The following is a 14,580-nucleotide window of genomic DNA, read 5'->3' on the forward strand; positions in this document are numbered from 1 at the left end:
ATTTTCGTTTTTAAAGCGTTCGAAGCTTAATTTACCGAGAATATTTTAGTTTCTTTAAATTTAGAAATGTTAATATTTTCTACGGATGTTTTATAATTTACCCAATCTGAATTAAAAAATGCATTGGTTTCAGCTAGTACTTTTTTAAATTCATCTTTAAATTGATTCATTAAAATAGTTTCTGTATTTGTTTGCACACCAAAACGAGAACGAATGTATCTACTTGCTTGACTAAAACGTTGGCTTACTGTAATTTCTGGATTTCTAGTAATGCCTTGTCTTTTATCTATAGTTCCTAAATATTTTGCAATTAGTTTTTCTATCTTCTTATCTATTTCTGAAGAAGCTTTTATTTCTGATTTGTATTTTGATTTATCTTCTTTAGTTAAAGCAGATTTTACAGCACTTACAGTATTTTTGCTTTCTACCAATTGTTTTACCACGTTTGCAATTTTTTCTTGGTATTGTTCCAACTCCTTACTTGCATTGTATTTCTGATTTATGGCTTCATTAGAAATTTGTAATCTAGGGTCAGAAGCCACTTTTATAGATGATTCTGAAACTACATTTCCAAAAGTCATTTTTAATTGATAAGTACCAGGTTTTACGCTTACTCCACTAGGTTCTCTAGAGATTTTTTTTATGGTTCTAGAGGCTCTGGCTACTCCTTTTTCTCTTAAATACCAAGTGGTTTTATGAACGCCACTTTCTTTGGGTGCTTTAAATTTTAAGGTTCTAATTTTTCTAGCACCGTCAAAAATTTCTAGTTGAATAGAGTCGTATTTTATATTTTTCTTTTCTTCTTTTTGCAAGGGACTTAAGTCCTTTGTTATGAAATAAGAAATTATTGCGCCACCTTTTTTGTTCTCTCCTTGGTACATAGCATCTGCACCAAACCTACTACCTGTTGGTTGTTGGTACGCAGCTTGATAGGCTGTTGGTGGTTGAAAAAGGTGTAATTTTTTACGTGTAATATTACTTTTTGCCATGGCTCTTAAAGGTCTAATATCATCTAAAACCCATGCAGCACGACCAAAAGTACCAATTACCAAATCGTTTTCTCTTTCTTGAATTACCAAATCTTTTACAGGAACAGTGGGAAAACCATTTGTCCATTTTGTCCAGTTTTTACCAGCGTTTATAGAAACATATAAACCATCATCTGTACCTAAAAATAGTAAGTTTTTATTTTTTGGATCTTCAATAATACTTAAGGTGTAAGATTGTACATCATTTTCATCTACAATTCTTTCCCAAGATTTACCATAGTTTTTGGTTCTGTATGCGTAAGGTGTGTAATTAAACCTTCTATAATCATTGGCAACTAAAAGTGCTTCACCTTTATTTTTGTTTGATGCTTTAATTTGCGTTATCCAAGAATTTGCTGGTAAACCTTTTAAGTTTTTAGCAACATTTGTCCATTTGTTTCCGCCATCTTTTGTAATATGTACTTGTCCATCATCTGTAGCTGCCCATAAAACATCTTTTTCTATAGGTGTTGGTTCTATAACTAAAATGGTACAATGATTTTCTGCACCAGTAGCATCCATAGTTAAACCACCACTTTCTGCTTGCTTTAATTTATCTGGATTGTTGGTAGTTAAATCAGGAGAAATTACTTTCCAAGTTAAACCTTTATCTGTAGATTTATGTACAAATTGACTACCAAAATATAAAGTGCTGTTATCAAAAGGATCTATATTAATTGCTGCGTTCCAATTAAAACGCAATTTTACATTTGCATCTTTGTGTGTTGGTTTTACAGAGTAATTATTACCCGTTTTATAATCATAACGCACAACAGCACCTTGCTGACTCATAGACCAACCATATCTAGAATTATCTTTATCTGGTACTACATCAAAACCATCTCCAAAAGAAATTTCTTGCCAGTAAGAATTTCTAATTCCTTGAGCTTTCCAAACATAAGCAGGTCCTCTCCAAGAACCATTATCTTGCATTCCACCATAAACATTATAAGGGAATTCATTATCTACATTAATATGATAAAATTGTGCAACAGGAATATTACCAATAAAACGCCAAGATTTACCACCATCTTTGGTAATATTTAATCCACCATCATTACCATCTATCATGAATTTACCGTTTTTTGGGTGAATCCACCAGGCATGATGATCTGGGTGAACCCCATTATCTACACCATAAGCAGGCATTAATTGTTTAAAATTTTTACCACCATCTTGTGAAACATTTACATACGTAAAAACAGTATACAATCTATTTTCATTTAATGGATCTACATAAATTTCAGAATAGTAAAAAGGACGATTTCCAATACCTGGTTTGTCGTTTATTTTTTTCCATTTAAAACCACCATCTTCACTTTTATACAAAGCATTTTTTTTGGCTTCAACCAAAGCATAAATTACGTTAGGGTCACTAGGTGCAATGGCTACACCAATTCTACCCAATTCCCCTTTAGGGAAACCTTCTTTTTCGGTAATTTTTTTCCAGTTTTCTCCACCATCGTGCGTAATGTATAAACCACTACCTTTTCCACCAGATTTAAAAAACCAAGGATCGCGTTTGTGTTCCCACATGGCAGCAATTATTTTGTTTGGATTTTTAGGATCCATAACCAAATCTGCAGCACCAGATTTTATATTTGTAATTAAAATCTGTTTCCAAGTTTTACCACCATCTGTAGTTTTGTAAACACCACGTTCTTTGTGCGTTCCCCAAGGTGAGCCAATTGCGCCAACGTAAACAATATTTGGATTTGTTGGATCTATAATTACTCTATGAATGTGTCTTGTTTTTTCTAAACCCATAGCTTGCCAAGTTTTACCAGCATCTAAAGATTTGTAAATTCCAAAACCACCATTTAAACTATTTCTTGGATTTCCTTCTCCGGTTCCTGCCCAAATTACACTTGGGTTAGATTGTTGAATGGCAACTGCACCAATGGAAGCTGTTAATTCTTTCTCGAAAATAGGCTGCCAAGTTGTACCGCCAGATGTAGATTTCCAGATACCACCAGAGGCTGTACCTACATACATTATGTTTGGGTTACTTTCTACAACATCTATTGCAGTTATACGACCAGACATACCTCCAGGACCAATATTTCTAGGTTTCATGTTTTTAACCAAATCCATAGAAAATTTTTGCGAAAAGAGTAGAGTAGTTGCTAGTAAAAATACAAGAGTAAAGTGTTTTTTCATTGTAAAATTGCGTTAGTTTATTTAAAAGCTAACAAGATACAAAATAGAAAACGCTCAATGAAAATTGAACGTTTTTTTAACAAAATTGTTTTACCAGGGTTTAAACCCTTTGTTTACTTCCCTTGTTACTCTTGCTTCTTTTTAGGTTCTCTTTTTGCTTCTTTTAAAGCGTTGTTTAGCATCCATTCAATTTGTCCGTTTGTAGAGCGAAATTCATCTGCAGCCCATTTTTCTATGGCTTTTAGCATCTCTTCATTAACTCGCAACGCGAAAGCTTTCTTTTTTGCCATGTTATTTTTTTACAAATTGATTTATAACTTCAATTAGTTTTTTTGAAATGTGGAATTTATCACTATAATAAGAAGTTAAATTGTCTTCATCTTTTGTGATTTCTTTTAAGACATGATTCATGTTTTCTATAATTTCTAATGTTGCTTTTTTATTAGAATTATATAACAATTTTGCGTCTTCGATTTTTACTTGTAAATCTTTATTTCCTTGTACAATTAAAATTGGAACGTTTATTTTTTTTATTTCTTCTGCTGGGTCTAATTGCATCCAAGAGTATAAAAAAGCCTGATTTTGTTTCGCGAAAATATTTCTTAAAAAAGGATTTACAACCGTTATTTTTTTATGAGCTTTTAAAGAATCGAACTGTTCTTGCGCAACTTCTCCTAAAGTTGGGTTGTTTTTGCCAATTTGTTTTACAATTACTTTATCTACAGGTTCGCCAGCACCAGCAATAGAAATGTATTTATCTACATTTTTTAAAGCTAACATGGCTATTAAAGACCCTTGACTATGACCCACTAAAATAATTTTGGAAAACCTGTTTTTTCTTTTAAAATGTTCTACAACTTTTACTACATCTAACCCAAAATCTGTTATTTTGGTTCCTTTTAAAAAAGGAGCATTTTTTTTATTTGCAGTTCTTTTATCAAAACTAAAAAAAGCAATATTTTCTTTATTAACAGCGTCTCTAAACTGTTTTATGTAATTTGCTTTTACAGGTGTACCTGATTGATTTCCATTTCTATCTACATTTCCAGAACCATGCACCCAAATTAATAAAGGTGTTTTTTCTTTATGATAGCTTAGTGTTCCTGGTAATTCTATATTGCCGTTTTTTAGAATAATTTCTTCGGAATTAATTTGCGAAAAAACAGAAAAACTAAAGAAAGCTAGGAGAATATAAAGTCTGTTTTTCATTATGTTTTTAAGTTTTTATAAATTAAAGTAAAAAATGCTACGATAAACAATATTGTTAATCCTATAAAAAAAAATAAAAACCAACCAGAATTAAAACTATTGTTTAGAGATTTCTCTACAATTAAAATGTTTAATAATAAGAGTACAACTGCAACATAAGGCATGGTAAAAAGCGCTACAGTTTTTTCTGCTGCTTTACTTTTTAAACTGCTTTTATTAGGTGTTTTTTGTTTGGATAACCAATAAATAGCATATTGTAAAAGCGTAAATATGCCAAGTAAAAACCAAATAGTGTACTTATCATTATATGTTGTTACTTTGCCATTAAAATTAAAATGACCTACAATTTTTTTTGGTAAAGCAGCATAACTAAAAATAACATATATCCATGAAACAACTGTAATAACTGCACTAAATATTAGTATTTTTCTATTCGCTTTACTCATTATTAATTTTTAAAATAAGTTTTTAAAACATGGGTTGCTTGCTCTTTTTTTTGAGTACCAATTAATAGTTTTTTTCCGTTTTTTAATTCTAATTGAATACCAATATCACCAGAAACATTAATGCATGTTCCTTTAGATTTGTTCCAAAAAGCGCCACCTTTTAAACCCCAACCACCATATTCTCCAATAGGATCGTAAATTCTTATACGGGCAGTTTCTATTTCGTTCCATTTAATGGTTTTATATTTCAAATGAAATGGGAAAAATTGGTAGTGAATTCCAATTTCGTCTATTCTAGTTTTTAGTTTAAAAAGAAAAATTAAACCAAAGGAAAACAAAATACCAAAGCTTGTTAGCGAGAAAGTTAAAGTAGACATTGCTTTATATTCCCTTATAATTAAATATAATGGAGTCACTAAACTAAAACCCATGATTACAAGTAACCAAGTTTGTGTAAAACGCTGTTCTTCTTTAAAAACTTTCACTTTTAACGGTTTTTATCTCTTTCGAAAATTACACTATTCCATCCAGAAGGAATAGTTTTAAAAGTCCAACCTTCTCTTGCATATTGATTTAATAAATCTTCAAATTTTTGAGTTCTATTTCTTAAGCCTAATTTTAATTCAACAATTTTATATTCTTTCATTTTATAAAATCAATTTTAATTCTCGAATTTCTTTTTTGTATGGTTTCTAAAAAAGGTTGTAATTGGTTTTCTAGATTTCTAAACTCTAATTCTAGCCTTTTTTTATTGTTAAAAATAATAGATACATCTGTTTCAAATTCTTGTTTTTCAACGTCTATTTTTTTTATTTCATTTATGTATAATTTTTTGTTAGATTTTCTAAAAAAAATCAAATAAATTATTACCACTATAATTGTAATCCCTCCTAAAATTCTTAAACCAAAATCAAAATAGTCAAAGAAATTTTTTAAAAGTTCTATTCTTTTAAAAGTATGTAAAACACTAATGCCAACAAAAGCAAAAAATACGCCTAACCAACCACCTCTAGATTTTAAATCTCTTTTATGGCTATTAATATCTAAGAATAGTTGCTTATTATCCATAGAGATATAGCCATCTACCATTACAAATTTTTCCATGTTCTCATTTGTTTTATAAATTTAGATTTTTTTAGGAGGTTCAAATGACAGTGTTTTTTTATCTAGTTTTTAAAGTAAAAGATTTCTCCACAAGGTCGAAATGACACTGATTTTTTAAATTTACCATCAACCATCAACCATCAACCATCAACCATCATTTTAATGACTCAAAGTCCCAGCATTTACAACAGGAGAAGCTTCTTTGTCTCCACATAAAATAACTAATAGATTACTTACCATAGCTGCTTTTCTTTCTTCATCTAAAGCTACAATATCCTTTTTATTTAACTCTTCTAAAGCCATTTCTACCATTTCTACTGCACCTTGTACAATTTTATGTCTTGCAGCAACAATAGCAGTAGCTTGTTGTCTTTTTAACATGGCAGATGCAATTTCTTGCGCATATGCTAAATACCCAATTCTGGCTTCTAAAACTTCAATTCCTGCAATAGATAAACGTTCGTCTATTTCTTTTTCTAAAGCTTCAGAAACTTCGTTTACGCTAGAACGCAATGTAATATCTTCATCATGCCCTTCATCTGCAAAATTATCATAAGGATACATACTTGCTAGTTTTCTAACAGCTGCATCTGTTTGTACGCGTACAAAGTTTTCATAATTATCTACATCAAAAGCTGCTTTGTACGTATTTGTAACGCGCCAAACTAAAATGGTAGAAATCATTATTGGATTTCCTAACTTATCATTTACTTTTAATCTTTCAGAATCAAAATTACTTGCTCTTAAAGAAATTGTTTTTTTTCTGTATAAAGGATTTGCCCAAAACAAACCGTTTTCTTTTATGGTACCAACATATTTACCAAAAAGCAAAATAACTTTAGAGGTATTTGGATTTACTAGGATGAATCCAAAAAACCCAATAAACCCGATAAGAATTAGAGGTATATAAATTCCGGTTTCTTGTAAAAAACACATTGCAATTCCTCCAAAAAAGAGTATTAAAACAATTAGTAACATTAAATAACCATTTGCCGGTTTAATAATTTTTTCTGCTTTCATAAATTAAACTTTATAGTGATATTAAATTGATATTGTAAATATATTAAAATATATTGTTGTTTTCCAAATATCCAAACAAATTATTTTTTATAACTTCGCGCCACTTATCTTAAAACTATAAAAATGAAATTTAAAATATTATTAATAATTCCGTTTTTTTTATTTTCTAATGCTACGCATGATGATGACGATTTTTGGGGACAAAATGGACACAGGGCAACTGGTAAAATTGCAGAGCAGTATTTAAAAAGAAAGACCAAAAGAAAGGTAGATGAAATTTTAAGCGGCCAAAGTTTGGCTTTTGTTTCTACGTTTGCAGATGAAATAAAATCAGACAGAAAATACCGCGAGTTTTCTCCTTTACATTATGTAAACATGGATTTTGATGAAACGTATGCAACAGCAAAAAAAAATCCTAAAGGAGATTTAGTAACAGGTATTAAGAAATCTATTGCCATTTTAAAAGACAAAAATAGCAGTGCAGCAGATAAAGTGTTTTACTTAAAAATGCTAGTACATTTTATGGGCGATTTACATCAACCAATGCATATTGGTAGAAAAGAAGATAAAGGTGGTAATACTGTGCAAGTGCAATGGTTTGGTCAAGGAACAAATTTACATGCGGTTTGGGACACTAAAATGATTGAAGAATGGAATATGAGTTATTTAGAATTAGCAGACAATGCTAAAGATTTATCTAAAGAACAAATTGCTATTATAGAACAAGGAACTATAGAAGATTGGGTAAACGAAGTACATCAACTTACCAAAAAAGTATACAAATCTGTAAAATCTGGCGAAAATTTGCGTTATAGATATTCTTACGATTATTTTGGTATTGTTAGAGATCAATTGCAAATTGGCGGAATTCGTTTGGCTAAAGTTTTAAACGATATTTATAAGTAAAAAAATTAGCGTGGTTTTTAGTATGGGTATCTGTTTTATTCAAAATTTTTCGGTTAAAATTAAATAAGGAAATCTTTAAAAGGAAAAGTAACCAAAAAAAAATCCATCTTAAAAAGATGGATTTTGATAAAATTAAATAAGAGTATTTTTTAGCTTAATGCTGTTGCAATTCTTTTAATAGCTTCTCTAATTTGTAATTCAGAGGCTGCATAAGATATTCTAATACAATCTGGTGCTCCAAAAGCATCACCAGTAACTGTAGCAACATTTGCATGCTCTAATAAATACAATGCAAAATCGCTAGCGTTATCTATTTTTACACCATTTAAAGTTTTACCAAAAAATGCAGAAACATCAGGAAAAACGTAAAAAGCACCTTCTGGTACATTTACTTTAAAACCATCAATTTCTCTAAGTAAATCTATTATAATTCCTCTACGAGTTTTAAACTCGTCTACCATATATTGTATTTTACTAATAGGTGCTAAAACAGCAGTAATTGCAGCTCTTTGTGCAATACAATTTGTGCCAGAAGTAATTTGTCCTTGCATTTTTGTACAAGCCTTAGCAATCCATTCTGGAGCGCCTAAGTAACCAATTCTCCAACCTGTCATAGCAAATGCTTTTGCTAATCCGTTTACGGTAATGGTTCTATCAAACATACTTTCTATAGCTCCAAAACTAAATGGTTTTGCATCATAGTTAATATGTTCGTAAATTTCATCAGACATAATATAAATATCTGGGTATTTTTCTAAAACTGCGGCTAAAGCTCTATATTCTGCTTCGCTATACATAACTCCACTTGGGTTATTTGGCGAATTGAATAAAATTAGTTTGGTTTTTGGAGTTATTGCAGCTTCTAATTGTGCTGGTGTAATTTTAAAATTAGCTTCTATAGAAGAACGAATTTCTACAGATTTTGCTTCACATAAAGTAGCAATTGCAGAGTAACTTACCCAATAAGGACAAGGTAATAAAACTTCATCTCCAGGATTTAATAAAACCTGCATTACGTTTGCAATAGATTGTTTTGCTCCTGTAGAAACTACAATTTGATTTGGTGTATAGGTTAAATTATTATCTCTTTTAAATTTTGTACAAATCGCTTCTTTCAATTCACCATAACCATCTACAGGTGTATAAGAATTGTAATTTTCGTTTACAGCATCTATTGCAGCTTGTTTAATAAAATCTGGTGTATTAAAATCTGGCTCTCCCAAACTTAACCCAATAATGTCTTTACCTGCTGTTTTTAATTCTCTTGCTTTTGCAGCCATAGCTAATGTAGCAGAAGCAGGCAAGCTCATAATTCTGTCCGATAATGGATGTTTCATTGTATATAAAAGTTGTTGTTGTGTTATGCTAATTCTGTATTTTTTCCTAAAACGCCAAGGTGTCTAAAATGTTCTATAATTGCTTTTCTAGTTGTTTTATACTCGTTGTATGGCAAATTAAATTCTAGCGCAGTTTCTTTTACAATTTTAGCCAATTTACCATAATGTACATGAGAAATATGTGGAAAAATATGATGTTCAACTTGATGATTTAAGCCACCTGTATAAAAATTTACTAACCAATTACTAGGTGCAAAGTTAGAGGTTGTGTATAATTGATGGACTGCCCAAGTGTGTTCTAAATTTCCGTTTTTATCTGGTAAAGGCATTTCTGTATTGGGCACAATATGTGCTAGTTGAAAAACCAAACTTAAAATCATACCTGCTGTATAGTGCATTATAAAAAAGCCTATGATAACTTTCCACCAAGCAATATCCATAATTGCAATAGGTAAAACAAGCCAAAGCAAATAATACGCAATTTTAGAAATTACTAATTTAGTCCATTCTGTTCTTGGGTTTGGAAATTCGCCATAAGACAATTTCTTTTTAAGGTATCTTCTCATTTGCTTAAAATCTGTAGTAATTGCCCAGTTTATAGTTAGTAAACCGTAAATAAAAACAGAATAATATTTTTGAAGTTTATGAATTTTAAACCACTTAGAATGTTTAGAAAAACGGATAATTCTACCAGCATCAATATCTTCATCATGGTCTTTTATATTTGTAAATGTATGATGTAAAACATTGTGTTGTACTTTCCAATTATATACATTTCCTGCTAACATATAAATGCTACTTCCCATTAATTTATTTACCCATTTTCTTTTAGAAAAAGAGTCATGGTTGGCATCATGCATTACATTCATACCAACACCAGCTAAACCTACGCCAGTAATAACCATCAATAAAACCATAAGCCATTGCGACATAGAAACGGTTAAAATTAATAAAATAGGTATTAAGAACAAGGAAAACATTATTACTGCTTTTGTATATAATTTCCAGTTACCAGTTCTTTTTATATTGTTTTCTTTAAAGTAAGTATTTACTCGTTTATTTAACGTTCTAAAGAATTTTGCTTTATCTACCCGCGAGAAGTTTATTGTTTTCATGTTATAAATTAATAATGCAAAAATAGTTTATTTAATTTCGGTTTATATGATAAACGACAATTTTTGTTTAGAATTGTTTACATACAAATAACTACTTTTGCAAAACTAAATTAAGCATAAATGGATATTATTCACAAATATTTTAAAAATTTAACAGAATTACAAACCGCACAATTTGCAAAATTACAAGAATTGTATGAAGATTGGAACTTGAAAATTAACGTGGTTTCAAGAAAAGATATCGATGAATTGTATTTAAGACACGTTTTACATTCTTTAGGAATTGCTAAAATAATACAGTTTAAACCAGGTTCTAAAGTAATGGATGTTGGCACAGGAGGCGGCTTTCCAGGAATTCCGTTAGCTATTTTATTTCCAGAAACGCAGTTTCATTTGGTAGATTCTATAGGAAAAAAAATAAAAGTGGTGAATGAAGTTGTTGCTGGTTTGGGCTTAGAAAACGTAAAAACTACACACGGTAGAGTAGAAGAGGTAAAAGATACTTACGATTTTATTGTAAGTAGGGCAGTAGCGCAAATGGAAACTTTTGTGCGTTGGAACAAAGGAAAAATTGCTAAAAAACAAAATCACGATTTAAAAAATGGCATCTTATATTTAAAAGGTGGCGATTTAACTGAAGAATTAAAATTATACACTTCTGCAACAATCTACAATTTACCAGATTTTTTTGAAGAAGATTTTTTTGAAACTAAAAAAGTAGTGCATTTAGGAATGAAGTTTAAAGGATAATTTTGTTATGATGCAATTAGAATATCAAGAAGTATTTGTTCGGTTTTGGGAACAAGTAAAACTAAGCGCAAATGAGGGTACTTTTGCTAAAGTTACTTTAGCGAAAACAATTGGTAAACGCGAGTTGAAAAATATTTTTGTGAGACCCATTTCTGAATTGGAGAAAGAAAAAGTAGCTGTAAAATTAAGTTTTAGGCCACGAGAAATGGAAGATGAAGTTACAGTTTGTACGTTAGAAGAAGCCTTTAAAAGGGTAACTCCTTATTTAAAAAGTACTTTTTTATCCGTAATTTTATTTAGTACAGAAAAAGACATTACTTTTAAAATAAACAAAAAAGGTGTAGGTTCTATTACAGAAACTGCACCAACTTTTACCAATGTTACTTTTTTTGAAGAATAGTGTTTTAAAAAAAGTAATTTTTTAAAATATAGAAATCCCTGTTTGTGTAGTAAATTGTTCTAAAAAGTGCATTCCTTTGTAAGAATTTCCCTTTGGATTTAGTTTAGGGCTCCAAACTGTAATTACATAATTGTCTGGATGAATTGCCACAATACCACCACCAACACCACTTTTACCGGGCAAACCAACTCTAAAAGCAAATTCGCCAGACTCATCGTAAAAACCACAAGTTAGCATAATGGCATTTACTCTTTTGGCTTGACTTTCTGTTAAAACAGTTTTTCCTTTCTGACAAAGAAAATGATCATCGGCTAAAAATAAAAATATTTGAGAAAGTTCTGCACAACTAAGTTCTAAAGCACAGGTGTAAAAGTAAAAATCCAGCACATCTTCAACTTTATTTTTAATGTTACCAAAAGATTTAATAAAATTACACAAAGCCGTATTTCTAAAGCCAGTTTCTTTTTCTGATTGTGCTACTTTATCTGAGTATGCTAAATTGTTATTATGGCAAATATCTTTACAGAAGTTTAAAAAATCTTCTTTTGGGTTTTTTAAATGGCTTATTAAGACATCACAAATTACAATTGCTCCTGCATTAATAAACGGATTTCTAGGTTTTCCAAAATCGGCCTCTAATTGTAATAAAGAGTTAAACGGATTTCCAGAAGGTTCTACATCTACACGTTTCCAAAGTTCTTCACCTTCTAACTGATAAGCCAAGGTTAACGTTAAAATTTTAGAAATACTTTGTATGGAAAATTTTTTATCAGCATCTCCAATACTAAAAGATTTTCTATGAATATCAGTAATATTTATACCAAAATTATCAGCAGAAACAGTACCTAATTCTGGAATATAGTTGGCCACTTTTCCAGGATCGTTAACATTCTTTAAATTAAGATATATGTCTTCTATTATTTTTTGATAATTTTCCATTAGTGCTATTTTAGGGCTATAAAAGTAATTTTATAAAAGTGTAATTGCGCTTTCCATTATTGCTATGCTCTAAAAATAAATAACAAAACAGTAGGCTGTTTTGTTATTTGTTTTAGATCAAAAATCAAAAAAATGTTATGCCAATTCAACAAACAAACCTTCGTCTGTTTTAGAAACTTTAGCAACCTCTTTTTTAGTTAAACTTTTAATGGTTTTGTCCCATTTTTTATTAGATAAACCAGATTGTGTTTTTAAAGCTACCAATTCTATTTTTTCAGCTTTGGTAATCATTGCTAAAACTGCTTTTTCTTCATCAGTTAAAGCTATAGAAGGTGCTTTTTTCTCAGGACGCATTTGAGGGAAGAAAAGCACTTCTTGAATAGATTGATTATTGGTTAAAAACATGATTAATCTGTCCATACCAATTCCCATTCCAGAGGTTGGTGGCATTCCATATTCTAAAGCACGTAAAAAATCTTCATCTATAAACTCTGTAGCCTCATCATCTCCTTTTTGAGCTAATTTTAATTGATGTTCAAAACGCTCACGTTGGTCAATTGGGTCGTTTAATTCAGAATATGCATTGGCAATTTCTTTCCCACAAACCATCAATTCAAAACGCTCTGTTAATTCTGGATTTTCTCTGTGTTCTTTACAAAGTGGAGACATTTCTTTAGGATAATCTGTAATAAAAGTAGGCTGAATGTAATTTCCTTCACATTTTTCGCCAAAAATTTCATCAATTAATTTTCCTTTTCCCATGGTTTCATCAACCTCTATTTGCATGCCTTTTGCTGCAGCTCTAATTTCATCTTCAGTTTTGTTATAGATATCAAAACCAGTAAATTCTAAAATAGAATCGCGCATTGTAATTCTTTTGTAAGGCGCTTTAAAGTTTATTTTATGTTCGCCAAAAGTAGCTTCAGAAGTTCCGTTTACAGCAATTGCACAATGCTCTAGAAGTTGCTCACAGAAATCCATCATCCAATTATAATCCTTGTAAGAAACATAGATTTCCATGGCGGTAAATTCAGGATTGTGCGTTCTGTCCATTCCTTCATTTCTAAAGTTTTTAGAAAACTCATACACACCATCAAAACCACCAACAATTAAACGCTTTAGATACAATTCATTGGCAATTCTCATATATAAGGGAATGTCTAAAGAATTATGATGCGTTATAAAAGGCCTTGCAGCAGCACCACCAGGAATGGGTTGTAAAACCGGAGTTTCTACTTCAAAATAACCAGCATTATTAAAAAAAGAACGCATTGCATTAAACAATTTTGTTCTTTTTACAAACACCTCTTTTACATGCGGATTCACTACTAAATCTGCATAACGTTGTCTGTAACGCATTTCTGGATCTGTAAAAGCATCATACGTTTTACCATCTTTAACTTTAGGAATTGGCAAAGGTTTTAAAGCTTTAGAAAGCAATTTAAATTCTTTTACCAAAACCGTTTTTTCACCAACTTTTGTGGTAAAAAGCGTACCAGTTACCCCAATAAAATCACCTAAATCTAGCAAATTTTTAAATACAGTATTGTATAAAGTTTTGTCTTCGCCAGCACAAATTTCATCTCTATTAAAATACAATTGTATTCTACCTTCACCATCTTGTAACTGCCCAAAAGACGCTTTTCCTTGTATGTTTTTCACCATTAAACGACCCGCAATAATCACTTCTTTTCCCTCAACAAAATCTTGTTTAATAGTTGCTGAAGTTGCATTTATAGGAAATAAATCTGCCGGATAAGGATTAATACCCAAATCTCTTAATTTTACAAGCTTTTCTCTACGTACAACTTCTTGTTCTGATAATTGCATTTCTAATAATTTAATGATTATTTTTAAAGAGTGCAAATATACAATCTTTCAATTAGCTAGCAATTACAGAATTCGATAAAATAAAGATTATTTGTTGTAGAATTTATAAAAGTTTGTATATTTGCATGCTACTTTTTGTTGAAGTAGCATTTAGTTGTGTTGTTTGGCACTTTAGTAAAAGTGTCGTGGTTTTGTTAACCAATGGAAAGCTTCCCTTAAATGGGACGCTTTTTTTTATTTCTAATTTATTTCTAGAGCTCATAATATTTCTTTTTTGAAGCTATTTCCAGCTTTCACTACTCGCTTTTTTTATTCAAAAAAGAATAAAAAAGAGCT

Annotated in this window: 15 protein-coding genes; 3 read left to right on the forward strand and 12 right to left on the reverse strand. The window is 30.4% G+C overall.

Annotation, left to right across the window (positions count from 1 at the left end; genetic code table 11):
• Positions 1-26 precede the first annotated feature (26 nt).
• From Q0762_RS11550 to Q0762_RS11585, 8 genes are all read right to left on the reverse strand, one after another.
• On the reverse strand, positions 27-3,188 hold the full coding sequence (locus tag Q0762_RS11550) for a hypothetical protein (RefSeq protein WP_298767054.1): 3,162 nt from the start codon (positions 3,186-3,188) through the stop codon (positions 27-29).
• A 125-nt stretch (positions 3,189-3,313) separates the two neighbouring features.
• Complete coding sequence (locus Q0762_RS11555) at positions 3,314-3,478, reverse strand: Arc family DNA binding domain-containing protein (protein ID WP_298767055.1); 165 nt, start codon at positions 3,476-3,478, stop codon at positions 3,314-3,316.
• Between the two features lies 1 nt (position 3,479).
• Entirely contained in the window at positions 3,480-4,397 is a 918-nt protein-coding gene (locus tag Q0762_RS11560; protein ID WP_298767056.1) for an alpha/beta hydrolase, read from the reverse strand.
• Entirely contained in the window at positions 4,397-4,843 is a 447-nt protein-coding gene (locus tag Q0762_RS11565) for a DUF1648 domain-containing protein (RefSeq protein WP_298767057.1), read from the reverse strand. Before Q0762_RS11565 ends, Q0762_RS11560 begins: the two co-directional genes overlap by 1 nt.
• 2 nt (positions 4,844-4,845) lie before the next feature.
• Complete coding sequence (locus tag Q0762_RS11570) at positions 4,846-5,328, reverse strand: hypothetical protein (protein WP_298767058.1); 483 nt, start codon at positions 5,326-5,328, stop codon at positions 4,846-4,848.
• A gap of 2 nt (positions 5,329-5,330) precedes the next feature.
• Positions 5,331-5,489, reverse strand: coding sequence for a DUF4177 domain-containing protein (locus tag Q0762_RS11575; protein WP_298767059.1), 159 nt, complete (start codon positions 5,487-5,489; stop codon positions 5,331-5,333).
• Positions 5,486-5,947, reverse strand: a complete 462-nt coding sequence (locus tag Q0762_RS11580) for a hypothetical protein (protein WP_298767060.1) — start codon at positions 5,945-5,947, stop codon at positions 5,486-5,488. Before Q0762_RS11580 ends, Q0762_RS11575 begins: the two co-directional genes overlap by 4 nt.
• A 159-nt stretch (positions 5,948-6,106) precedes the next feature.
• Positions 6,107-6,967 (reverse strand): SPFH domain-containing protein, encoded by an 861-nt coding sequence (locus tag Q0762_RS11585; protein WP_298767061.1) that lies wholly within the window; start codon positions 6,965-6,967, stop codon positions 6,107-6,109.
• 123 nt (positions 6,968-7,090) lie between these two features.
• Here Q0762_RS11585 and Q0762_RS11590 point away from each other — a divergent pair, with 123 nt between their 5' ends.
• The gene (locus Q0762_RS11590; RefSeq protein ID WP_298767062.1) at positions 7,091-7,873 is read left to right on the forward strand and encodes a S1/P1 nuclease; all 783 of its coding nucleotides are present in this window, start codon (positions 7,091-7,093) and stop codon (positions 7,871-7,873) included.
• A 149-nt stretch (positions 7,874-8,022) separates the two neighbouring features.
• On the opposite strand, the gene Q0762_RS11595 is transcribed toward Q0762_RS11590, so the two are convergent.
• Positions 8,023-9,210 (reverse strand): pyridoxal phosphate-dependent aminotransferase, encoded by a 1,188-nt coding sequence (locus Q0762_RS11595; RefSeq protein ID WP_298767063.1) that lies wholly within the window; start codon positions 9,208-9,210, stop codon positions 8,023-8,025.
• Between the two features lie 23 nt (positions 9,211-9,233).
• A complete protein-coding gene (locus Q0762_RS11600) occupies positions 9,234-10,325 on the reverse strand; it encodes an acyl-CoA desaturase (RefSeq protein ID WP_298767064.1) in 1,092 nt (363 codons plus the stop codon).
• A gap of 120 nt (positions 10,326-10,445) precedes the next feature.
• Between Q0762_RS11600 and rsmG the strand changes: the two genes are divergently transcribed.
• Both rsmG and Q0762_RS11610 read left to right on the forward strand, forming a co-directional pair.
• Positions 10,446-11,075 carry a 16S rRNA (guanine(527)-N(7))-methyltransferase RsmG gene (gene rsmG / locus Q0762_RS11605; protein ID WP_298767065.1) on the forward strand — a complete coding sequence of 210 codons (630 nt, stop codon included), beginning with the start codon at positions 10,446-10,448 and terminating at the stop codon, positions 11,073-11,075.
• A gap of 7 nt (positions 11,076-11,082) precedes the next feature.
• Positions 11,083-11,475: a hypothetical protein gene (locus tag Q0762_RS11610; protein ID WP_298767066.1), complete on the forward strand. Its 393-nt coding sequence runs from the start codon at positions 11,083-11,085 to the stop codon at positions 11,473-11,475.
• Between the two features lie 21 nt (positions 11,476-11,496).
• Here the strand turns inward: Q0762_RS11610 and Q0762_RS11615 are convergent, their stop codons facing one another.
• Together Q0762_RS11615 and lysS are read right to left on the reverse strand one after the other, a co-directional pair.
• Positions 11,497-12,414: a glutaminase gene (locus tag Q0762_RS11615; RefSeq protein WP_298767067.1), complete on the reverse strand. Its 918-nt coding sequence runs from the start codon at positions 12,412-12,414 to the stop codon at positions 11,497-11,499.
• Positions 12,415-12,549: 135 nt separating this feature from the next.
• Positions 12,550-14,244, reverse strand: coding sequence for a lysine--tRNA ligase (lysS, locus tag Q0762_RS11620; RefSeq protein WP_298767068.1), 1,695 nt, complete (start codon positions 14,242-14,244; stop codon positions 12,550-12,552).
• Positions 14,245-14,580: the final 336 nt, after the last annotated feature.

Source organism: uncultured Polaribacter sp., from assembly GCF_947495205.1.
GTDB lineage: Bacteria > Bacteroidota > Bacteroidia > Flavobacteriales > Flavobacteriaceae > Polaribacter.